Below are 21,149 nucleotides of genomic sequence, written 5' to 3'. Positions count from 1 at the left end.
GCGCTTAGTCTACTTTATCCTCAAGCGGTTGTCTTTCCACTAACGTGTCATTTTGTGCGATTTCCAACAGGGTATCTGGAATACTGCGTTTCACTTCGACCCCAAGATCTTTGAAGCTCTCCGCTTGCCGCACCACATTGCCTCTTCCGGTCACCAGCTTGTTCATGGCACCTTGAAAATTCTGATTGGCTTTATCCAGCGCGCCCCCCAAATGTTCCATATCGGTCAGGAATAAACGGAGTTTGTCGTACAACTTGGCAGCTCGCTCAGCAATGATTTGGGCGTTTTGATTTTGCCTGTCATTACGCCACAAATTGTCGATGGTCCGCAGTGCCACCAGCAAAGTGGTTGGGCTCACTAGAATGATGTTGTGCCTCATGGCGTCTTTTACCAAACTCGGATCCGCTTGGATAGCGACTTGAAACGCAGGTTCAACGGGCACAAACATCAGCACGTAATCTAAGCTCTGAATGCCTTTGAGCTTATGGTAATCTTTTTGGCTGAGGCCTTTAATGTGTGCACGCAACGCGAGTAGGTGCTCACTTAATGCCGCATTGCGCTCAGAATCGCTATCGGCGTGGAAATAACGTTCATACGCGACCAACGCCATTTTGGAATCCACCACCACTTGTTTGTCGTGGGGTAAGTGAACAATCACATCGGGTTGATAGCGCTTGCCCGCTTCGTCTTGCAAACTGACTTGCGTTTGGTATTCGTGCCCTTCACGAAGACCGGATTCCACTAACACACGTGCCAGCACCACTTCTCCCCAATTGCCTTGTTGCTTGTTGTCCCCTTTCAGCGCTTGAGTAAGGTTCAGTGCTTCTTGCGCCATTTGTTCATTGAGCTTTTGTAGGTTACGCAGTTCGTGCACCAAGGTATGGCGTTCTTTGGCTTCATGCCCAAAACTGTCTGACACTTGTTTTTTAAACCCTTCAATCTGGTCTTTGAGTGGGTTGAGTAGCCCTTCTAAGCTCTGGCGATTTTGTTGATCGACTTTGGCGGTTTTGTTTTCAAACAATTGGTTCGCAAGGTGCTCGAACTGTTGCTTAAGGCGCTGTTCCGCGTTTTCTAGCAAGGCGAGTTTTTCCTCATTGGCTTGCTGAGCTTGCTGATGGCGGGCCTCTTGCTCACGCAAACAGGCTTGTGCTTCTGCCAGTTCACTCCTGAGCCGTTCTACCGTGGCTGTCAGCTCTTGCTTCTCTTGGCGGAGTGATTCTAATTGCCTCAGCTTCTCCATTGCGACCAGCATTTTTCCGTGAGCCTGTTTTAACTCAAACGCGGATTGGTCTCGGGCAGTATCAAGCTCATCCAAATCGTGCTGCGCTGCGGTGAGTTGCTCGATTGTTTTTTGGTGGAGTTGTTTCTCTGTCTCCAATTCTTGCGCTTGTTGCTGCACGTCCAACCGCATTTTTTGTTTCACCCACCAGCCTGACATGATCATTCCAGTGACAAAAATGCCAAAAGCGCTGAAAAGAAGCTGCTGATTCTCCACTATCCACTGCATAATGTTTGCCTAGGTTTCTGACTTAACCCTTTGATAGTATTTTTACACTGGATAAATGTCCAGTTTTGGCTGAAATCCCATTCATTTGCGCGCCCAGCAATAAGGAAAAATGAAGTATGAAAAATGAGCGTCAGGCGTTGATTTATGGCATCAGTGCCGTACTTTTATGGTCTACGGTCGCCACTGCGTTCAAATTGACACTGGCGGAATTCACCCCAATCCAGATGCTCACTGTGGCCAGTTTGGTTTCTGCCATGGCTTTAGGGTCGATTTGTGGTGCTCAAGGAAAGCTCCACAAACTAAAAGGCACATTTACTGCCAACCCTTGGTTCTACCTGTTGCTTGGGCTTATCAACCCACTCTTCTACTATTTGATTCTGTTCCAAGCCTACGACTTGTTACCGGCTTCGCAAGCTCAACCCCTCAACTACAGTTGGGCAATCACACTGACGTTAATGGCGGCGGTGTTTTTAGGGCAAAAGATTCGTAAGCAAGACTGGGCGGCTTGCCTATTTGGCTATGCTGGCGTGGTGGTGATCGCAACCAAAGGCAATGTGCTGGCACTGGAATTTGAGAATCCACTGGGTGTTGGATTAGCCTTGCTGTCCACTGTGTTATGGGCAGGCTATTGGATCTTAAACACCAAAAACAAAGCCGATCCTATTTTGGGTGTGTTGCTTGGGTTTCTGGTCGCGTTGCCGTTTGCCTTTGCTCTCAGTTTTTATGAAGGAGCAAGTTGGGGGCAAATCAGCCTAAAAGGCTGGGCGGCTGTAACGTATGTCGGGCTGTTTGAAATGGGTGTAACATTCGTTTTATGGCTGAGTGCGCTAAAGGCAACGGACAACACCGCTCGAATCAGTAACCTCATATTCACATCACCGTTTATTTCGTTGATGCTGCTCGCGACCATTATTGGTGAGGAGATCCCCCCTTCCACCTTCATCGGCTTAGTGATGATCGTGGGTGGATTACTCATTCAGCAAATCAAACGCACACCTAAAGCCCGTCAGTAACGCTCGAATTCAAGCAACAAATACGGCACCTTATAGGTGCCGTAGGCTCTACAAACAGTTAGCTGTAGAAATGATAGTGTTGGGGCGGTTAAACTTGGGTTATTCGTCGTCGATTGAGACCAAGTCGTCCGCTTCTTCTTCGCTCGGTTTACCGATCGTATGCAGAGTATGGAAAGTACGGCGACCGTAGGCGATTTTAAGGTATTTTAACCACACATTCTCAAGTTTTGTCTTTGCCTTTCCAGGGTTTTCCAGCACCTTAAGGAAGTGTTTTTCTTCACTATTTTCTGGTTCTAGCTCTCCGTGCTGTAATGCATGAAGCGTTTCACCGTAGGTAGTGAGAAGGTCGCACTCCGTAAGAGTAAAGTCTCCGGATTTTCCAAATCCACGTGGAAACTTCTTATTATCGAAAAAACGTTTTTGCCCAACACGAACTTCGATGTCTGACATAGTTGCCTCAGGTATTGATTCTAATAAAAAGGTGTCGTATGAGGTGAAATTAGGACGTAAATTAGAAAAAGAAAAACAAATTATTTTTATCGTAAACACAAAAAGCTATTATTGATTTGTGAGTCTCACATTTCTAAAAATACATATACCCAAGTCGCCTCAAAACACGGGTTCAAGTGCGCGTTTATTGGGTATCAAAACAGGCTAAGCCACTCTGGATAAATTATGGATGTAAAAGTATTCCGTACGTTTCTCGAAGTTGCCCGAGTTCGTCACTTTGGACGAGCATCAGAAAACCTCTACATCACCCAAGCTGCCGTCAGCGCTCGGATCAAACAGTTAGAAAACCACTTCGATACCAGCTTATTCATCCGCGACCGTAACAGCATTAAGCTCACCAACGCCGGAGAAAAATTGATCGCCTACGCCGAGATCATGGTGAATACGCTTCAGCAAGCCAAAACAGAACTGTCGCTGGCAGAAGATAAGTCCATTCAACTGACCTTGGCTGGCACACCCAATATCTGGGATGCGTATTTGCAAAACTGTTTGAGTGTTATCGCCGACACATTTAGCGGTTACGCCTTTCAAGCTGAAGCATTAGCGCGAGAGAACCTTAACCGACGGTTATTGGAAAAAACCCTCGATATGGCGTTTGCGTTTGATCCTCTCAAGTCAGACGAGCTGGCCTGTAAGAAAGTAGCGGACTTGGTTCTGTTGTTGGTTTCAACGAGAGAAACCGATGCCCATAGCGCTCTGAACAACCGCTATGTGTATGTCGATTGGGGGACGCGATTTGCGTCGGAGCACGCTGCTCGACATTGCAAACTTGCTCCGCCGATTCTCAGGACATCAACCGCTCGTATTGCGTTGGATTTCATTTTAGATAAGGGCGGTGCCGCCTATTTACCCGCTTCCATTGTTGAACCCTTTGTTGCGTCTGGTCAGCTACATCAAATCAACGACATAGAACCGTGGTATAGACCTATTTATCTGAGTTATCGCAAGGACACATCCGCCATCGAAGCCGTACAACGCATCGAAAGTATGGTGAAAGACATCGACCCATTAACGGCATTCAGTTTGCAACAGGCTGGGGAAATGAGGGGGGAGTCACGCTGAGAAGTGGTGAGCCGACATTAACCTTAGATGGTCGATGCCTTTGCTTCGTTCACGTGTTTCAGCACCAAGGAAAAGACACCCCTGACATCAGGTTTCCACAGCGGAATTAGTGTGTGATTTATCCCAACATATTTGAGGATGAATGGAATAAATAAGACCTTCCGATGGGAAGGTCTTAACGTTTGATTACTTCTTGTAGTGCTCATACACCTTATTGAAGGCGGCGTAGAACGCTTCCATTAAATGCTCGTCGTATACGGGGTGAGTATGGAATACCAATGTCGTTTCCCCCAATGTTTTCGCCATTGGGCAGTCGGCTTGCCATTCTTCTAAGGAAGGTGAGCCCTCTATATTGGCAAACGCTTGCTCTTTATAGATCTCTGGCCAAGGAACCGGGTACGCAGGCACCCCTTCGGCAGCCATCGCATCGGCAAAGGTTTTGATGTCACAATCTAGCAGTGACATATCCAAGATGTAAGGCGCCCACCAATATGAATTCACTCTTTTTTCATCGTCTACAGGCAGGTGTGCCACCAAAGGGTGCCCTTTCAGCAAAGCGGTCAAGCGCTTACCATTTTTGATGCGCTGCTCAAGATTGCCACGGTTAAACTTCGCTAACTCTTTGATGCCAATCGCCGATTGAATCTCGGTCATTCTGAAGTTGAAACCCAATCTCACGTGAATGTAGGGGAGCTTTTGCTCCAATTCAAACAAGTGCAGGCGTTTTTCCACATCAAAACCGTGATCCCGAAACGAGCGACATTTCCACGCCAGATCGTCAGAACCGACAAATATCGCACCGCCTTCACCACCGGTGGTGATGTGCTTGCTTTGACAGAAGCTAAAACACCCCGCATCACTCACGGTACCCAATAACTGACCATCGTATTGCGACCCTAGCGCTTGCGCGCAGTCTTCAATCACCAACAAACCATGCGTTTTGGCAACGGCATTGATGGCATCCATATCGCTTGGCACCCCGAAGGTATGAACCACAAGGATGGCTTTGGTTTTTGGCGTAATATGGCGCTCTAACTTGCTCGCATCCAACGTGTGGGTTTCATCCACATCCGCAAATACAGGGGTCGCACCGGCTTGCATGATGGAAAAAGCAGAGGCAATGAAGGTGTATGGCTGGCAGATGATTTCATCGCCATCACCGATTCCGAGGGAACTGAATGCCGTATGCAAAGCCGAGGTGCCATTGGTGGTCGTGATCACATGGCCATCACCTAGGTAAGACTCCAAATCCGCCTCAAACTTGCGCCCACGGTTTCCTGTCCAGTAGTTAATTTCTCCGGTTTCTAAAATGTTCTCAATGTCTCCCAGTACCGATTTATCCAAACTCGGCCACGCTGGAAGCGGCTCAGAAACAATCGGCTCACCACCGAATAATGCTAAGGTTTTGTTGCTCATTTTCTTTTCCTAAATGTGTGATGCTAGCCAACGGGACATAGCACAAATCGTCAATGCAGGGTTTGCAATGCCTAACCTTGGAAACGCCCCAGGACCAACGGCATACAACCCAGGCATCGCGGCTAATTCGAGTTCCTCGGTTAATGCGTTAACACCTTTTCCTGCCAACGGGTGACAAGCGCTCTCGTGTTCATAAGCGCCATAAGGAAAAGTGAACCGAGTAAAAACATTGGTTTGAGAAGTGGTCTCTAAATTGTTAAGCGCATTGTCGAATTCATCTTGAATGGATAAGTCACCAAAGGACTTGAAGTGTTTGCCCTGCTTTTCGTCTTCCGTAGGGGATAACGCACGCAGATCCACATTCAACTTTTCGCGAGCAAATGCCACTAATCGATGGGCGACGTTGTTGTAATTTTCGACGTCACGCTTGGAATGGTGGGCATCGATCGTGAGCTCAGCTTTGCCACCACGGACCTGACAGCGCAACTGGCTCAACGGGGAGTCTTCTGGGTTTTGTTCCACCACCGCCATCAGTAACAACAATCGGTCGCCATCCGATGTTCGAGGTCGCTCCACCACAAAAATATTGGCGTTCAGGTCATGATGCTGGCTGTACCCATGCCACAACATTTCGTGTCGATAGGCACCAATTTCGGTGCCTTCTTTCACTTTGACGGCAATGCCCAAACAGTAATGATCGGTCAGTTCAGAGGTAAAGCTTTGCCCAAGCGAGCTGGCCATGATGGCATTGTTCACCATGGCAGATGCCGCCAGCACACACTTTGAAAACCCTGTTTGATTCACGGTCTTACCGCTTGTGTCTGTAAGATAAAACTGACCATTGGATTTTGCCACCTTCGCGATTTTTGCCCGCTCAATGGTGATCACCCCGTCTCGGATAAAACTGTCCAGAAGATACATCGGGCTGTAGGAAGTGAATCGGCCATCTTCCATAAACCGAGCGGCTTGAGGGACATGTGTTAAAAAATCCGCAACGGGGCTGGAAGGCGTCATCTCTGGGAATTGAGCAGAAAACTCTTGGGTTAATTCTTGATATAAGCCATTTTTGCCCGCCAAGATCCGTTGCCAGCTCTTAGGCCAAGAGGCTATTGCTGCCTCTTCAAGCGGCAACATCACCCCGTGATAACACAGCGATCGCCCCCCCAGCCGTTCACTGATGCCACCTTGCCCCCAATGGTTATTCGCCATCCAAGGTCTTAATTTTTCATCACCCACTAGTATTCGGGTATCAAAGTGCACATGCTCTTGACGCTGGCTTGGACCGGCTTCATAGATGTGCACACGCTTTCCACTTATTGCGGCATAGAGGGCAAACTCTAACCCCGATAAGCCACCACCAACGACGCATAGGTTACTCATACTTTCTCCTTGTATTGTTTTTATTGATGTTTCTTTTCGTCAATGAAATACAGTACGAGCAAGCCAACCAGCCCAACGATGGACGATAACCAAATAGCCCCTTTGGTCTCGAAGTAATACATACCAACGAAATAGACCACAGAGGACACTGACGAAGAAATAAAGAAAGAGATAGACAGTAACGAACCACCCACTCCAGCACGCCCCGTTGCCAGCGATTGCAAGAAACCAATAGGAATACTGATTAAGCATGCAGCGCCAAGCGCGAGCATAGGAATGAGCAAATAAATATGTGTCATGGTTTTTGTGAAGGAAAGCAGCGAGATAGAAATAGCAAAAATCACAGCCCCAATAATAATGACACTGGATGGTTGCATTTTTGAGGCTAAACGCGACCAGTAAAAAATAAAGAACACTTCGAAAATCGCAATGCTTGCTTCAAACGCACCGATACCGGAATACCCACCTTGAACCTGATTCACAATAATAAGGGGGACCGTCGCATCTAATGTAAACAGCATATTGGTCACAAGAGATACGCTAATTAACTTAATGACATTTTCTTTATTAAAAACATTGAATAAGGATTCGGAAGCCTTATCGGATTGATACTCCGCATTTCTTATGGGTTCATTGGAAAACACACCCAATATCAGCGCAGCAAAGATGCCTGCGTACAGCCATACATAAATCAGTTGATTCTTCTCTAACGCTAAAGAACCAATCACGCCAAGTGTCAGTACATAGCCCATGGAGTAAACCGAGCGTAATGCCGCGTTTTCTCTGTGCGGATCCCCCCCTTCCACGTTCTGGCGCTTTGCCGCAGCATAACCAAAGATCAACGAGTTAATGACAAAAAAGACGGGGAGTAACAGGCAGTTAGCAACAAAATAAACAATGTCATTCGGCCAAAAGTACAGGCTAAGGTTTCCGACAATGCCACAAAAAGCACAGATATAAATGTACTTTACGAAGCTGCCATTTATATCGGAACGCATGCCAAAAAAAATACTGAATATCGTAATGATGATGCCAGAAAACAACATCACCAAGCTGTAAGAAAGCTCAGAGACACCAACAACATCAATACCAAATATATTTTTATAGGGGTTAACGGCGGCACTTGCACTCGCAAGAAGGAAAATAGCCAGAACCTGTTTATTCATAAATAAAGAAGATGAATTCTTATATAAACCAGGCAAATCAATATTTTTAAACAAAATCGTCCCTTAATGAAAAGTCAATTAACGGCTCCCCATAAAACACACTGGATATATAGGGATAATTGGGCTTTTAAACACTGCGCTGGAAAAGCATTTTCGAGTTGAGTGTTCGAAGTGAAGCGGAATTGCCATTGCTCCTGCAAATAACAGAGACACAGAAAGGCACGCGTATTAACAAATCGATAGGCAGTGCTTACGTGGAATGGATGCTATACACAATAAGGCATACAACAACTTGTTTTATAACCTAATGCGGCGGACATCGACTTCCCAGATGAAACGATAGAATATTGTTTTTTAAGAACAAAATATTAAGTAGTTCCTGATAAACAGGCATTAACAGCACACTCATTCACACGATCAGAGTAATTGATTTAAGATTTACCGAATTTCAGGCAGGCATAGAAAGCAACAACTTAAATGAAGTTACAAGCACGTTAACATTCTGATCCATAGAAATAGGACCAAATGTAAAATAACAAATAGCTCAATAACGTGAACAAACAAACGGATGCGTGGATAGATGGGATGCGTGGATAGATGGGTTGAGTAAAGAAAGGGAGCCGGTGGAGTAGAAACGCCACCTAAGGCAACATCGCAAAACCAAACACGAGCAATGTTTGAGAGCATCGGATTTAACACATAGCAGAGCTTCGTAAACTCAACCATTATTGTCGTTAACTTATGTGTGGGTACAATAAAGTCTGCCAACATGTAGCTCTCTAATGTCGCCAGGTCTGATTTGCCAAGCAATAATAACGGAATGTCGGGCCTTTCCCTCTGGACAAAAACCCAGCAAACTGCGGGAATTAGCAATCAATAACCTTGTCGAAACAATCTCCTTGATTCCGAGCACTAAGTGAATTGTTCTAACGTAATTTCTTTTGCCGCCCCATTATCAATTTCAAATATCATATCGGCATCTTTTAGAGTTCCGGTACGGTGGGCAACCGTAATTACTGTACATCCAACAAATTCCTCTTTAATTATTCGTTGAATCTGGGTGTCAGAATGAATATCGATGGAACTTGTTGGCTCGTCGAGAATAATAATTTGACGATTTGAAGCTAAAATCCGCCCTAGAGACATAAGCTGCCTTTGCCCTAAGCTCAAGTTTTTGCCTCCCTCCTGAACTTGTTCGTCCAGATCAACGCTAAGACCTAATTTATTCAGTATAGTTTGAAGCTTGCTGTCAACAATAGCTTCATTACTTCCCGTCAGATTAAATCTCACACTACCTTTGAAGAGATAAGGATCCTGGGGCACTACCCCAAATAGTTGGCGGTAATTTTCGGTATCGTAGTCGTATATTGAACGACCCGCTATTTTGATGTCACCACTGTTAACGTAAACCATACGTAAAAGTGACTGAATAAGGCTAGATTTGCCTGAGCCTGTTCTACCGACAATGCCAACATGCTTCCCTAACGGAATAGTAAGGCTAAGATTTTCCAAAATTGGGGCACTGTCTTTCCGATAAGACATACTGAAATGACAAAACTCAATGTCCCCCGCTTGTGGGGCTTCATTGACTCGTCCCTTTTTGATGTCTTTTTCTTCATCCATCTCGTTGGGAAGATCGATAAATTCATAGATTCTTCGTATATGAGCCGTTGTCCGACTTAAGCTTGTTGTTGAAAGCGAGACTGAGAGAATATTCTTCTCAAGGCCAAACAGGACTGTGATAATGACACCAGCTAAAGCCAATGACAGGCTTTCATTGTAAATGCCCGCGATGACAAAGCCATAAACTGAAATTGAAAATACAGCCGATGCCGCTCCTCTCCACAACCCTCCCCAGCTTTGTAGTTTGCCACGGAAAAGCTGTAGATTGAGTTTTCTCTTATATGAATCATGAACTCGGCTCAGTAAGTGGTCTTCTCGATTATATTGACGGTAAATATTTCTACCCTCAATAAGATCCGTTTCTCTGTGAAGAACATCGCCATCAGCCTGTGAAATTAATTCCCGTAGGTGACCAAGCATCGGTGCATAACGAGTTTGAAAGTACAAGTAAAAACAAAGAATAGGGATAATGCCCAGCGCCGGTAAAGGGTTAACCAGAGCCACAATAATCATCATGCAGAACAGCTCTGTGCTTGAATGCAATGCATCTGCCAGTTGCATTGGTCCACCAAGCCTTATTGCTGCAAACTCTCCCATAACTCGGTTAATTAAACGCCCAGACGGATTTTCATCGAAAAAGGTCGTACGTGTACGTAAAAGTGAGCGAATCATTTTTTTGTGAATACGTTGAGAAGACCAAAGCCCAGCAAGCTCTAAAGTAGACAAAGCGATTAGGCGAGCAGCCGCAGCCAGAGCAAAGAGTGCAAAAAAAGAGAGAAAAAGTTAATGGGAGGCTAAATGACCAATCAAACACTGCAATCTCTCTAATGCATCCTTCACCTTCTTCGCAATTAATCATCGAGCCCAATAACAAAAGAAATAATTGCGGTAATGCGGCACTAATAAATGATGTAAAAAAAGAAACAAGAAAGAGCTTTTTTAATAATGAAGCATCGTTAATAAACTTCCACAGTGTTCTGGCTGAGCTTTCTTTATCGCTAAGGGCTTCTACAGACGTAAACCTACCCATTAGAAGCCCCCTTTAATTGTGTTTCACCCATGATTTGATAAGTGCTATTAATAAATTTTGCAAATTTAGACTTTTCTCTGGTAAGTAGATCACTTGCATGACCATCCTCCAATATTTGCCCACCTTCTAGTAAGAGAACCCGTTCCACTTTATCGATATTGGATAATCGATGCGTTGAAATAATGAAAGACTTAACATGTTCCGTAAGTTCATTAAAAAAGAAATTTTCGGTGTTTTGATCTAAAGAACTAAAAGGGTCATCCATTATTAAGACTTGTCTATCCATGTAAAAAGCTCTTGCAATACTGACTCTTTGCTTCTGTCCACCTGATAGGTTAACGCCTTGCTCTCCAATTTCTTCTTCGACTCCTGAAGGCAATGACTCAAGATCGGGCAGCATTTGAGAGAAATGTACTGCATCCATAACACGGTTAATATCTGGTTTGGAGTCCAACGATATATTGTTCTTAAGTGAGTCATTAGAAAGGTAAGGGCTTTGTGGCACATATCCAAGGTACTGACGAAACTGCTTATACACATCCTCATGCCAAAGGTTATATACCTCACCGTTTTCAAGCTCGATACTAATTTCACCTTTATCAGGTGCGATCTCGCCAATAATAGCCTTTAGCAGGACAGACTTACCTGAGCCAACTGCACCGATGATGAAGGTCTTTTCTCTAAGATCGAAAGAAGTATTGAAGTTACTGAAGACTTTCGTCCCGCCAGGGCTGAGTGACACTCCTCTAAAGTGAACTTTAACCGGTTCAAATGGCTTTGATCCTATACCCACAGGTGGTAGCAATTGTTCATCCATATCGGGCAATGACAGAAAGCGTTTTATCCGATCTAAAGACGCTTTTGCACTGGCATAATCGCGTATAGAAAATGGGATAAATTTTATTTCAGAATTAAGCTGATTAAGAATCCACACAGAGCCAAACAGTGTGGCGAGGGAATAAGAAGCTTCCATTGAATTGGCGACATAACACAGTAATATAATGGGAAGCATCCACCAAACCATAGCTAACGTATCACTCACAATAACAACAGAGTGTTGTTTACAGCACAGTGATACTAATTTATGTACCGCTTTATGTATGGAGTTACTTATGGTTGTGTTTAAACTTAAGTAACGCACAAGCCTGACATTATTCAGCCATTCATCCATTCATCCATTCATCCACTAGAGTGGTGAGATCATCCTCTTGCTTTTGGATAGACTTTTGGAATCTGTTAATCACTTTGACTATCCCTAATATAAAAGGGATAAGCCCAAAAGACGCTATTAGTGCCAACAGACCTGCAAGGCCCATTCTTTGCCAAAGAAATGGGCCTAAAATAGCAAGGGTGGTTAAAGCTGGAACAACACTAGAAAGAAGACCATTGAAAAATCTTTGAACATGTCCGATATCAGAGGCGACCAATACTTTTAGGTTCCCTGAAGAGAATTGGGTGCTATCAAGGTTGAGTGAATTAACTGTCAACAGTTTTCGGTTAATGTTTGAGAAAAAGAAGAGCCCAATGGCACTAGAGGTTTTTTCACCATACAATCCAGAAAAATAATGCGTGACAAGGCTCAATATTTTTGAAAAAGCGAACATAACCCCAAAAACAATGGACAAGTATAAAGGGTTACTCTCGCGAAGAAGGTTTTCACTGACCAGCAAACCAAGTAAAAACGCCAGCTTCCCAAAGATATTAAGACCAATAATCGTGAGAAAGAGCTTAGGAAAAGCCTGAAGAATTAATGACCGAAAAAGCAAATTGGGAGCAATGGCTTTTTCAGTTTTTTTTAAACCATCCAGAAGTGTAATAGTTTCACCAGACAAGCTTTGATTGGCGACCTGAGAGGAGTCGAGAAAACTCTCCTTCTGTCGACCCGTCGTTTAAAAATTTTTAGGTCAAATGTTTTCATTGTCCAATAGATCTCATGCCAAAAAACGAAGAGAGTTCCTCTAAATAAACGGGATGTTTGTGGATAATCATGTGCTAGAGACAAAAACGCAGAACTCAAGCTTCCAAATATCAATGAGGAAATAAATCAACACCAAAAGCTTCTAAATAAAGTGGAGGATAGCAATGGATGGTTTTCGTTATACTCTTATTTAAAACAATGTGCTATTAGACTAAACATCCATTTATTTCACAACCTGATATTTTTTGCAGCTTACAATACCAAGGAAAATAAGATTCATCTCCAACTCTCTATTAACAATATTGAACGGTTTAACTCAAGATTGTACCAATCTTGTGGATAGCCTTTCTCGTTAATTTGCAGGTAAAGAAATGCAGAGTGAAATTTGTAACTTTCCACTTTATGACAATCCAAAGCATAACTTTTTGCTTCAGCGCATATCCTCTCTTATTTTACCTTTCCCACCATTCAAACTATATGCTGGAAGCAAAGCGTTTTTTGTCTGTCCATATTTCCAATATAAGTTAAGCAACCTATATATTGTTTTATTATCAGTGCCACATTCTTTAGCTTGCTTGGAAATCTCAGGGATTTTTCGTTTTGTAGCCAAATCGAAAAGAAGGTTATAGTTTAGCTCTAACGTCTTTATTTTTTTGGTGTCGAGTTTCTCTTGTTTTTTGTGTTTTTCAGGGATTTGCCCCTCATCAACAAGGAAGTAAGGGTTAAGCCCACTGCCCAGCCACAAAGCCGCTCGACCATGCCCATTGGAAGTTGTAGCCGCCGAGCCAGCCCGTTACGTCCATCACTTCTCCCACAAAGTACAAGCCCTTAACGGTTTTGCATTCCATGGTTTTGGAGGATAGATGATCGGTATTCACACCACCGAGAGTGACCTCTGCGGTGCGATAGCCTTCGGTGCCATTAGGTAGGATTTGCCAGTTTTCTAGGTAAGCTTCTATCGCTTGTAGGTCTTTGTCGTTAAATTGCTTTAGCGGTTTATCCGTCAGCTCTTTTCGATCGATAAGCGTCTCAACCAAACGCTTGGGCAGCACTTTGGCTAACGTATTCTTTAAGCTTTGATTTGGGTGTTTTTCACGAGATTCCGTCAGTAGCGCCATCACATCTGCGTCTGGAACGAGGTTAATGGACACCTTCTGACCCGCGCGCCAGAATGAGGAGATCTGCAACACGGCGGGGCCAGACAAACCACGGTGGGTGAACAGTAAGGCTTCTTTGAACGTCGTGCCGTCTTCGGCGGTGATTTCGGAAGGCACAGCAACACCAGATAGCGGTTCAAACGCTTCTTTGTCTTCTTTATGCAGCGTAAACGGCACCAAACCTGCGGTGGTGGACATCACTTCCAACCCAAATTGCTCGGCGATTTGATAGCCAAATGGCGTTGCGCCCAGCTTCGGCATGGATAGCCCACCCGTGGCGATCACAAGGGATTCGCACTCAATCACATCGGTATCGATATGCATTGAAAAGCCATTTTCGGTTTGCTCAATGGTATGGACATCCGCGCGGTAGCGCTGGGTTATTGTTGGCTGATCGCACTCTTTTAGCAGAACATCCACGATGTCCTTGGCGGAATCAAGACAAAACAATTGCCCATGATCGCGCTCTTCAAAGTCAATGCCGTACTTGGACACCAACGCGATGAAATCCCAGTTGGTGTATTGGGACAAGGCGGATTTCACGAAATGGGGGTTTTGGCACAAAAAGTGATTTGCCGTCACATCATAGTTGGTGAAGTTGCATCGTCCGCCACCCGAAATCAGGATTTTGCGCCCCGGTTTTTTCGCATGATCGACCACCAGCACACGGCGACCACGTTTGCCCGCCTGCGCCGCACACATTAGCCCTGCCGCACCCGCACCAATCACCACCACATCAAACTGAACACTCATGACTTCTTCCAACGGCTTGTCACTTTTCTATGCTTGGGTATAAAAATGACCACGCACAAACAAAAAAAGATGCGCGAACTCTCGCACATCCTTGCAAATCTGGCGGGTATTTTACCCAGTCTTACGGTGAGTTACCACTCCCGTGCAATGGTCTTTGACCCATTGGAAGTTCAGAGCATAAAAGCCGCGAAAACCGTCACACCAAGCAAAGAGATTGTCAGCACAAATAACTCTCTGACTTTATTGCATTTTCCCGTAAATACAGGATCGTGATGATGCAGATACTCACGGCTTTTCAAATAATGAAAGAGTCGGACTTGTTTGGTGACATTGCCGTGTGTGGTAAAGAAACCACCCCCGTCGACCTGCTGGTAGAGTAACGGATGGGCTTCGCGCATGATGTAAATGAGTGCGCGTAGCGCGGTTAGGTATCTCGCCATGTTAACGCAGCTGACGAGCATAAGCGTGAATAGAATCGTATCGGCACTGATCATCTTTTCCTCCCTACATCTTCTTAGACGCCAAAAGGAAAAGACAATCAAATTGACTTTAACTCGCTACTTAAACTGCAGCGGAAGCGTCCATGATAGAAGACGAACCTTCTTCTTTTGCCATGGCTGCCAGATCTTTGTCGATAAAGAACAGCGCTTTACCATCTTCGCCGACAAGTTCCAGCTTATCTAAAATCCCTTTAAACAATTTCTCTTCTTCGTGTTGCTCTGCAACGTACCACTGAAGAAAATTAAAGGTAGAGTAATCTTGACTAGTGAATGCAACGTGAGCCAATTTGTTGATTTTCTGAGTGATCATTTGCTCATGTTCAAACGTTTCACGAAATACATCCCCGAGGCTATCAAATTCGTGTTTTGGCGCCTCAATGGCACCTAAGATAGGCATCGCTCCTGTCTCGCTCACATAGGTGAAAAGACGTTGCATATGCTCCATTTCTTCAACTGCGTGAGCGCGCAAAAACTCGGCCGCACCTTCGAATCCTTTATCTTCACACCAAGCACTCATTTGTAAGTATAGATTGGATGAAAAGAATTCGAGGTTTATTTGCTCGTTCAGTTGATCGACCATTGTCTGAGACAGCATGGAATGCTCCTGTTAACTACTTGTAATTACTGTCAACTATAACACGATATACGGGAGCGTCGATGCATCAATTTCCTCAATGAGAATAAGAATAATTAGGCTAAAAAACCTATCGCAAACCCAAAATCTCCCCACATTTGATATGAATTGTTACGTATAAGACAGCAATGAGATCTGTTCAGCAAAATATAGACGAATGAAATGCTAGTCTTAAATCAGAACGGTTGAACGGGATTACCCTAATATGGTCAGGAGGATTGGTTATGAGCTATCAACATATATTGGTCACTGTCGACCTATCAGACGACAGCAAAATTCTGATTGAGAAAGCCATTAAACTTGCTTCTCCTCTGAACGCTGACGTCTCCTTTATTCATATTGATGTGAATTATGCCGAGCTCTATACCGGGCTTATCGATATCAACCTTGCCAGTACCCAGCACCACAATACAGAAGCCTCCCAAAAACAACTGCAAATACTGGCTGATCATGCCGACTACCCCATCAAACACACGTTAGTTGGCACAGGGGATTTAAGTGGCGGGCTATGCGAAGCCATCAACGACCTAAAAATAGATTTGGTGGTCTGTGGGCATCACCAAGATTTTTGGAGCAAGCTGCTTTCATCGACTCGGCAACTCATCAACTGCACTCCCGTCGATATGCTGGTTGTGCCGCTGCAAGACAACTAGGATCGTGTGATCTGTCGATAAGGTTTTGCCGTGATCGGAAAGGCATAAAAAATGGCGAGTATTCCGCTCACCATTGTTTTGCCTCCTTGCCAGTCAGATTCACTCTGAATCAATGAACTTGCAGGGGCTGGGGTATTTTCGTTTGCGCCGTAAGCATATCTTGATGGATTTGGCTAAATCGCTTTTCTAATTTCTTGTGTTTCTTAAGCAGTTTCTTGTGTTGTTTCTGAAGTTTCTTTTGTTTTTTCAAAACCTTCGTCAGCTTGTTCTGACTTTTCTTTTGCTTCTTCAATGCTTTTTCCGACAGCATCAATGCATTGCTTTCCGCCAGAGGGAGCTGGGCAGGTTCAATCAATATTTTGGTGTCATCAGCCGCAGAAACGGCTGGCTCTAATTTACGGTCAGCCGCAAGAGATTCCGCAACCAAGCCACATTGGGTCTGTTTCTTTGTGGCATTTTCCATGCAGGAGGCTGGCGGAATAGCGGCAGGTTTACATAAATTCCTTTTATCCGAGGAAGCACGCGCACAGGACCGGCAGAGATATTGAGGGGAAGACACCAAACCATGAATGTCGCCCAGACTGGCGCTGATGTCCCGACGATTTAATTTACAAAAACGCTCTGCCATTTTACTGCTCCGGCTCTGCTGTCTGTCAATTACGGAAGCCATTGACTATAAGAATCATTCTTACTTAGATATACAGATCGAAGTGCGCCAGAGCAAGCAGTAATTTGCATCGAGTTGTTATGTCATTGATGCCTTTACATATACGTCAAATCGATTCTTTTTCGTCTCTATCGCCATGGACGGTTTGGTGCCATCTAACCAATCCGCATAATCAGGACGTTTAACGACAACACGCTTTGTCGCCAGCTCCAGCGCTGGAGCCAACAACCCATCGGCGTCATGATCCGCGCCCACTAAAGATTGAAAAACACGCATCTCTTTTTTCACTAGTGCCGATTTCTTTTTGTTTTCAGGGTGGGGGTACATTGGGTCTAGATAGACCACATCAGGGGCGTCAAATTCGGCATTGCTGCGCAAATCATTTAATGCATCAAGGCTGGATGCATGAAGAAGAGACATTCTTTCCCCCACCCATGAGCCGATTTCTGGATCGAGCTTGGCTCGGGATAAACCGTCGTTTAGCAGGGCGGCCACCACGGGGTTACGCTCTACCATCTGAACGTGGCAACCCAGCGAAGCCAATACAAAGGCATCTCGCCCCAAACCGGCGGTGCCATCCAAAATGGTCGGTGTCGCCCCTTTATTTAAACCTGCGGCTTTGGCGATCGCCTGACCTTTGCCTCCGCCGAATTTTCGCCTGTGACCAACCGCTCCCCCCACTAGGTCGACATAAATAGCGCCCAGTTTTATTTCATCTAACTTGCGTAGTTCTAAACGTTCATGAGTAAGCACCAAACCAAATTCACATTCGGCATCATGAGTCAGCCCCCACTGCTGTGCGATGGCATTGAGTTCAGTTTGTCGGTCAGGGGCTTCGCAGATCAGGTTCAGCTGCACAATTGGCTCCAAGGGGAAATGTTTGCGTCAGTTTACCTGAATACCCTCAGATTCACATAATAATCACGAATGGCAATCACGAACGGGGCTGTGAATAAGGCTATTCGCTTGCAGTGACTAGCTATTCGCTTTCAGTGACTAATGTGTGCTTTTCTAAAACGAGCTCATCCACCAACTCTGACAAAGGTTTGGGCATACCAATATGATAACCCTGCCCGTAATTGACGCCCAATTGGCTCAAGCAAGCCATCACAGCAGACGACTCCACAAATTCAGCAACCGTGACTTTCCCCATTTGCTGAGCAAGATCGTTAATCGCGCGAACCATCACATAGTCGCTCTCATTTTGGTCTATTTCACGCACAAAGATGCCATCAATCTTCACGATGTCTACGGGCAGTGTTTTCAGATAACCGAAAGAAGACAATCCCGAACCAAAATCATCCAACGCCACTAAACAACCTAAGGATTTTAATTCGGTAAACGCTTGGCTTGCTTGTTTGATACTATGAATCGCTGCGGTCTCGGTTATCTCTAAGCAGATCTTGTGATTAGGAAATTGGCTCTGCTGCAACGCCTCTTTCAACGTCATCATAAAGTCTTGATTACCCACCGATTGACCCGACACGTTTATCGAGACTCGGTCGAGGTGCGCCGCTTGCTCTGGGTGATTATCCAGCCAACTCAGCGTCCGAGTGACCACGAATTTGTCAACCAAATGCGCAATATTGTAACGCTCGGTTGCGGGCATGAAGACGCCTGGAGAAATGTATTCTCCAGTGGCGTCCACCAGCCGAACCAATATTTCAAAGTAACGTTGATGGGCATTCTCTTTTTCTAAGCCCTGAATTTGTTGAGCAAAGAGTTGTAAACGATCATTGGCAATGGCTTCATGAACCAAATTCACGCTTTCCATCTCGCGTTTGCGTTGTTTAAGCTCTTCATCGTCTAACAAATAAAGTTGATAGCGGTTTCTGCCTTCTTCCTTGGCGGCATGGCACGCGGTATCAGCATGCGCATGCACCATCTGTGGCGAATCCGCTGTGTGATCGATAAGCCGAATGCCAATGGAACAACTGATTTTCAGCGTAAGGTCATCACGAACAAAGGGGTGCTGGTTCAATTGATTAATGATCGACTGAGCCACCTGAGTCGCTTCGTCTTTGGCACAATCTCGCAGTAACACCGCAAACTCATCGCCTCCCATACGCGATAAAATGGCACTATTGGGCAATATTTGTTGGATCAGCAAGGCACAAAATGCAATGGCTTCATCGCCCGCTTTATGACCAACCGTATCGTTGATGACTTTAAGCTGATCGAGATCGAGAAACAGCATGGCATGCGTACGAATATGCCCTTCAACTTCCACCATGGCTTTTTGCAGTTGTTGCTCAAAGAAATTGCGGTTGTAGGTACCCGTTAATAAATCGTGTTGAGCCTGATACGCCAATTGTTGCGACAAATTATGCGTTTCGCTGATGTCCTCTCCCACAATCAGCAATTGGTGGGTTTCTGTCAAAGGTCGAATATTTTCCCGAACCCAGACAGTAAACCCGCTTGCGGTGGTGTATTCAATTTCGCGTCGCCAAACAGAAAGCTGGTGGGGCTTAGGTTGCAACAACACTTGTCGCGCATTCAGTTCGACCGAGCTGGCATAGAAATCGTCTAATTTCCGACCAAGCATTTGCTGCGCAGAGTAGCTCAACAATTCCTGTGCAAAACGGTTCACCGCCTGAATGCGATTATTTTCGTCCAGCGTCATCATCATAACGGGTTGCTTTTCATAGTAGTGACGGAAGTCCGCCTCACTGGCCAGCAGTTTTTGCTCGGTCGCTTTACGTGCGGTGATGTCCTGCGCTTCCAGTAGGAAATGGCATTGCTCGCCAGTTTCGTGAGGTAATGGCTTTATCGCCACATCCAAAACACTTAACCCATAATGTTGCCGCACCAACTCCGCTTCAAATCGAACGGAATCATCCTGCCCTATCTGCTCAAGGTAGGCTTTGAAGGTTTTTTTCGACTCTTCGCACCATCCTCGATATTGCCAAATTGGGCGCCCATATTGCGCTCCTTTTACGTACAGCAAATCTTGGAGTTTGTTGTTGCTCGACACCAATTTGCCAAACTGATCCACAATGCCAATGTATTGATAGCTTTGATCGAATACCGATTCCAACAGAGCTTGGCTTTGCTTGGCTTGCGCTTCACTCTGCTTGAGGCGCTTCATGTAATAAAGCAGCGATCCGATAATCGCAAGGAGAAGGAATACCGCCGTAGAGAGCACTTTTATCTCGCGCGCGTATTGCACAAAATACGGCTCTGGTTTGTTCACTATGGTGTCGGCAAGTACGGCGGTATCTTCCATCCCCCACTTTTGCAAAACCTGATAATCCAGCTTTAAATGGGTACGAATCGGACGGGGCGTTGGCATGGGCTCCCCTTCTTTTCGGCTCAAAACCTGAACGAGCAGCTCCCCTACCGCCGCACCATTGGCAAACCCGTCTTGCATAAAACCGCCGACACTGCCTAGTCCGAGACCCGCGTGATACACCATATACACAGGTGCATTGGCGTACTCATTGAGGGTTTTCCACGACACATCCTCAATCACATTGCCCTGCTTATCTCGAAAATACACCCAAAATAGGAGGCTGCTTTTCTTATTCAAGCCGGAGGCAAAATTCAATAGGTCATCAAACGTCTCTGGCACAACCGTCTCCACCAGTGTTCTGTCGTCTGGGTTCTCCTGCAAGTATTGGTCGATCTGGGCTCTGGCCGCCTCCCCCGTCACCGAGTAATCCGTGAGCACCACGATACGTTCGACCTTCGGCTGAAGCTTCTTGATCAACCGAATATTGTTGTAGAGGTCAACATTCTCCGAAATACCCGTGGCATTGAGATCTTGGTGAAGTTTGGGTGAGTAATGGTTGATGCCGCCAAAGACTACGGGCGTGTCACCGACGTATTCATGCAGGTTTTGCATCAAATTGAGCGCGTTGTTATCGCTCACAATGATGGCTTTGAAAGACTCTTGTTCCAGTTTGGTTTTGAATAAGTTTTCTAATTGCGAAAAATATTCTGGCGTTTGTAAGCGTTTAGAGTCGAGATAGAACACGCGATTTGGGATCTGATGAATGTCAAGACGCTGAGCCAGACCGGCCTGAAAATTGTCCGTCCAGAAAAAACCTTGATGGTATGAATGCACCACCAATACGTTCTCGCTCGCCTGTAAGGTAAAGCTCAGCATGAGCGTTAGTATGACCCCTACCATCCGCATTCGGTACGCTCTCTCTATCCAT

General features: G+C 45.3%; 18 protein-coding genes and 1 pseudogene. 3 read left to right on the top strand and 16 right to left on the bottom strand.

What is annotated here, in order from left to right:
* Nucleotides 1-4: 4 nt before the first annotated feature.
* Nucleotides 5-1,507 carry a DNA recombination protein RmuC gene (rmuC, locus tag HC752_RS16860; protein ID WP_190336330.1) on the bottom strand — a complete coding sequence of 501 codons (1,503 nt, stop codon included), beginning with the start codon at nucleotides 1,505-1,507 and terminating at the stop codon, nucleotides 5-7.
* 116 nt (nucleotides 1,508-1,623) lie between these two features.
* Between rmuC and HC752_RS16855 the strand changes: the two genes are divergently transcribed.
* Nucleotides 1,624-2,520: a DMT family transporter gene (locus tag HC752_RS16855; RefSeq protein WP_190336329.1), complete on the top strand. Its 897-nt coding sequence runs from the start codon at nucleotides 1,624-1,626 to the stop codon at nucleotides 2,518-2,520.
* 99 nt (nucleotides 2,521-2,619) lie between these two features.
* On the opposite strand, the gene HC752_RS16850 is transcribed toward HC752_RS16855, so the two are convergent.
* Nucleotides 2,620-2,970, bottom strand: a complete 351-nt coding sequence (locus tag HC752_RS16850) for a DUF413 domain-containing protein (RefSeq protein ID WP_190336328.1) — start codon at nucleotides 2,968-2,970, stop codon at nucleotides 2,620-2,622.
* Nucleotides 2,971-3,195: 225 nt separating this feature from the next.
* On the opposite strand from HC752_RS16850, the gene HC752_RS16845 reads away from it, so the two are divergent.
* Nucleotides 3,196-4,092: a LysR family transcriptional regulator gene (locus HC752_RS16845; RefSeq protein WP_190336327.1), complete on the top strand. Its 897-nt coding sequence runs from the start codon at nucleotides 3,196-3,198 to the stop codon at nucleotides 4,090-4,092.
* A 186-nt stretch (nucleotides 4,093-4,278) separates the two neighbouring features.
* Here HC752_RS16845 and HC752_RS16840 read toward each other — a convergent pair whose 3' ends face one another.
* The 11 genes and pseudogenes from HC752_RS16840 to ftnA all read right to left on the bottom strand — a co-directional run bounded on the left by HC752_RS16840 (nucleotide 4,279) and on the right by ftnA (nucleotide 15,630).
* Nucleotides 4,279-5,508, bottom strand: coding sequence for a DegT/DnrJ/EryC1/StrS family aminotransferase (locus HC752_RS16840; protein WP_190336326.1), 1,230 nt, complete (start codon nucleotides 5,506-5,508; stop codon nucleotides 4,279-4,281).
* A 9-nt stretch (nucleotides 5,509-5,517) separates the two neighbouring features.
* On the bottom strand, nucleotides 5,518-6,888 hold the full coding sequence (locus tag HC752_RS16835) for an FAD-dependent oxidoreductase (RefSeq protein ID WP_190336325.1): 1,371 nt from the start codon (nucleotides 6,886-6,888) through the stop codon (nucleotides 5,518-5,520).
* 20 nt (nucleotides 6,889-6,908) lie between these two features.
* The gene (locus HC752_RS16830) at nucleotides 6,909-8,108 is read right to left on the bottom strand and encodes a hypothetical protein (protein WP_190336324.1); all 1,200 of its coding nucleotides are present in this window, start codon (nucleotides 8,106-8,108) and stop codon (nucleotides 6,909-6,911) included.
* Between the two features lie 858 nt (nucleotides 8,109-8,966).
* Complete coding sequence (locus HC752_RS25145; RefSeq protein ID WP_274602145.1) at nucleotides 8,967-9,596, bottom strand: ATP-binding cassette domain-containing protein; 630 nt, start codon at nucleotides 9,594-9,596, stop codon at nucleotides 8,967-8,969.
* Between the two features lie 213 nt (nucleotides 9,597-9,809).
* Nucleotides 9,810-10,445 (bottom strand): annotated as a pseudogene (locus tag HC752_RS25140) (ABC transporter transmembrane domain-containing protein); the annotation flags it as partial.
* 254 nt (nucleotides 10,446-10,699) lie between these two features.
* Nucleotides 10,700-11,878, bottom strand: a complete 1,179-nt coding sequence (locus HC752_RS16820; protein WP_190336322.1) for an ATP-binding cassette domain-containing protein — start codon at nucleotides 11,876-11,878, stop codon at nucleotides 10,700-10,702.
* Entirely contained in the window at nucleotides 11,871-12,539 is a 669-nt protein-coding gene (locus tag HC752_RS16815; RefSeq protein WP_190336321.1) for an ABC transporter ATP-binding protein, read from the bottom strand. The genes HC752_RS16820 and HC752_RS16815 overlap by 8 nt, the downstream gene beginning before the upstream one ends.
* A gap of 516 nt (nucleotides 12,540-13,055) precedes the next feature.
* Nucleotides 13,056-13,370 carry a hypothetical protein gene (locus HC752_RS16810; RefSeq protein WP_190336320.1) on the bottom strand — a complete coding sequence of 105 codons (315 nt, stop codon included), beginning with the start codon at nucleotides 13,368-13,370 and terminating at the stop codon, nucleotides 13,056-13,058.
* The gene (locus HC752_RS16805) at nucleotides 13,348-14,535 is read right to left on the bottom strand and encodes an NAD(P)/FAD-dependent oxidoreductase (protein ID WP_190336319.1); all 1,188 of its coding nucleotides are present in this window, start codon (nucleotides 14,533-14,535) and stop codon (nucleotides 13,348-13,350) included. The genes HC752_RS16810 and HC752_RS16805 overlap by 23 nt, the downstream gene beginning before the upstream one ends.
* Nucleotides 14,536-14,705: 170 nt before the next feature.
* Entirely contained in the window at nucleotides 14,706-15,029 is a 324-nt protein-coding gene (gene uspB, locus HC752_RS16800; protein WP_190336318.1) for a universal stress protein UspB, read from the bottom strand.
* A gap of 67 nt (nucleotides 15,030-15,096) precedes the next feature.
* Nucleotides 15,097-15,630, bottom strand: a complete 534-nt coding sequence (gene ftnA, locus HC752_RS16795; RefSeq protein WP_190336317.1) for a non-heme ferritin — start codon at nucleotides 15,628-15,630, stop codon at nucleotides 15,097-15,099.
* Between the two features lie 263 nt (nucleotides 15,631-15,893).
* Here ftnA and HC752_RS16790 point away from each other — a divergent pair, with 263 nt between their 5' ends.
* Nucleotides 15,894-16,322: a universal stress protein gene (locus tag HC752_RS16790; protein WP_190336316.1), complete on the top strand. Its 429-nt coding sequence runs from the start codon at nucleotides 15,894-15,896 to the stop codon at nucleotides 16,320-16,322.
* 109 nt (nucleotides 16,323-16,431) lie between these two features.
* Here the strand turns inward: HC752_RS16790 and HC752_RS16785 are convergent, their stop codons facing one another.
* The 3 genes from HC752_RS16785 to HC752_RS16775 all read right to left on the bottom strand — a co-directional run bounded on the left by HC752_RS16785 (nucleotide 16,432) and on the right by HC752_RS16775 (nucleotide 21,127).
* Nucleotides 16,432-16,950, bottom strand: a complete 519-nt coding sequence (locus HC752_RS16785) for a hypothetical protein (RefSeq protein WP_190336315.1) — start codon at nucleotides 16,948-16,950, stop codon at nucleotides 16,432-16,434.
* 117 nt (nucleotides 16,951-17,067) lie between these two features.
* Nucleotides 17,068-17,847 carry a class I SAM-dependent methyltransferase gene (locus HC752_RS16780; RefSeq protein WP_190336314.1) on the bottom strand — a complete coding sequence of 260 codons (780 nt, stop codon included), beginning with the start codon at nucleotides 17,845-17,847 and terminating at the stop codon, nucleotides 17,068-17,070.
* 121 nt (nucleotides 17,848-17,968) lie between these two features.
* A complete protein-coding gene (locus tag HC752_RS16775; RefSeq protein WP_190336384.1) occupies nucleotides 17,969-21,127 on the bottom strand; it encodes an EAL domain-containing protein in 3,159 nt (1,052 codons plus the stop codon).
* Nucleotides 21,128-21,149: the final 22 nt, after the last annotated feature.

Origin of the sequence: Vibrio sp. S9_S30 (assembly GCF_014694455.1) — a bacterium.
GTDB lineage: Bacteria > Pseudomonadota > Gammaproteobacteria > Enterobacterales > Vibrionaceae > Vibrio.
Note: the sequence above shows the minus strand (reverse complement) of the source record. Positions and strands in the feature narration are given on the sequence as shown.

Excerpts from the sequence above, each read along its gene's own strand:
- rmuC (WP_190336330.1), bottom strand. The coding sequence starts at position 1,507 with ATGCAGTGGATAGTGGAGAATCAGCAGCTTCTTTTCAGCGCTTTTGGC.
- HC752_RS16855 (WP_190336329.1), top strand. The coding sequence starts at position 1,624 with ATGAAAAATGAGCGTCAGGCGTTGATTTATGGCATCAGTGCCGTACTT.
- HC752_RS16850 (WP_190336328.1), bottom strand. The coding sequence starts at position 2,970 with ATGTCAGACATCGAAGTTCGTGTTGGGCAAAAACGTTTTTTCGATAAT.
- HC752_RS16845 (WP_190336327.1), top strand. The coding sequence starts at position 3,196 with ATGGATGTAAAAGTATTCCGTACGTTTCTCGAAGTTGCCCGAGTTCGT.
- HC752_RS16840 (WP_190336326.1), bottom strand. The coding sequence starts at position 5,508 with ATGAGCAACAAAACCTTAGCATTATTCGGTGGTGAGCCGATTGTTTCT.
- HC752_RS16835 (WP_190336325.1), bottom strand. The coding sequence starts at position 6,888 with ATGAGTAACCTATGCGTCGTTGGTGGTGGCTTATCGGGGTTAGAGTTT.
- HC752_RS25145 (WP_274602145.1), bottom strand. The coding sequence starts at position 9,596 with ATGTCTTATCGGAAAGACAGTGCCCCAATTTTGGAAAATCTTAGCCTT.
- HC752_RS16820 (WP_190336322.1), bottom strand. The coding sequence starts at position 11,878 with ATGGATGAATGGCTGAATAATGTCAGGCTTGTGCGTTACTTAAGTTTA.
- HC752_RS16805 (WP_190336319.1), bottom strand. The coding sequence starts at position 14,535 with ATGAGTGTTCAGTTTGATGTGGTGGTGATTGGTGCGGGTGCGGCAGGG.
- uspB (WP_190336318.1), bottom strand. The coding sequence starts at position 15,029 with ATGATCAGTGCCGATACGATTCTATTCACGCTTATGCTCGTCAGCTGC.
- ftnA (WP_190336317.1), bottom strand. The coding sequence starts at position 15,630 with ATGCTGTCTCAGACAATGGTCGATCAACTGAACGAGCAAATAAACCTC.
- HC752_RS16790 (WP_190336316.1), top strand. The coding sequence starts at position 15,894 with ATGAGCTATCAACATATATTGGTCACTGTCGACCTATCAGACGACAGC.
- HC752_RS16785 (WP_190336315.1), bottom strand. The coding sequence starts at position 16,950 with ATGGCAGAGCGTTTTTGTAAATTAAATCGTCGGGACATCAGCGCCAGT.
- HC752_RS16775 (WP_190336384.1), bottom strand. The coding sequence starts at position 21,127 with ATGCGGATGGTAGGGGTCATACTAACGCTCATGCTGAGCTTTACCTTA.